Source organism: Bradyrhizobium sp. 23 (assembly GCF_023073295.1).
Lineage (GTDB): Bacteria > Pseudomonadota > Alphaproteobacteria > Rhizobiales > Xanthobacteraceae > Bradyrhizobium > Bradyrhizobium canariense_D.
The window spans coordinates 1-691 of the sequence record NZ_JADPJF010000067.1 but is presented as its reverse complement, the minus strand read 5'-3'; the positions used below and the strand labels follow the sequence as shown (position 1 = coordinate 691).

The 691-nt window shown below is 62.7% G+C and carries 1 protein-coding gene; it reads left to right on the top strand.

What is annotated here, in order from left to right:
* Positions 1-5 precede the first annotated feature (5 nt).
* Positions 6-691 (top strand): ISL3 family transposase (locus tag IVB32_RS17810; protein ID WP_247410846.1); only part of this gene is annotated, 686 nt, incomplete at its 3' end.

Genomic DNA, 691 nt, shown 5'->3' with positions numbered 1-691 from the left:
GCGCCATGCGGAGAGGCTTTCGAATTTCATTGCTAGTACCGAGTGGTTTGGTGTTTGACGGCGTAAGTGATTCAGAGGATTCGGTTATTCTGGCTGTCCGGTCAGAGGCTGAGGAGGCCCAGTGCCCTTTGTGCGCGACAGCTTCGCGCCGAATCCATAGCCGTTACGTCCGGCACGTGGCCGATTTGCCATCCGCGGGCAGAAGGGTGCGCCTCCGATTGCTCACGCGGCGCTTTACATGTGAGGTGCCGCATTGCCGCCGGCGGATCTTCGCGGAGCGGTTCGGAGAAGACCTCGTCCCCCTTCGACGGCGCCGAACGGCACGGCTGGAATACATCGTCCATCACTTGGGGTTGGCGCTCGGCGGCCGGCCGGCGGCAAGCTTCGCCAAGCGGCTCATGCTGCCCGTTAGCAACGATACCTTTCTACGGGTGGTCCGCCGGCGGACGGCGATGCCGACAGATCCATTGCTTGTTGTCGGCATCGATGACTGGGCGTTCCGGAGAAACCATCGATACGGGACGATCGTGTGCGATTTGGAGCGTCGGCGGATCGTTACCCTGCTGCCCGACCGGGAAACTGCGACCGTTCGGGCGTGGCTATCGAGGCACCCAGCGATCAACATTGTGTCGCGAGATCGCGGTGGTGGATACGGCGAGGCAGCAGCCAAGGCGCTGCCGAACGCCATCCA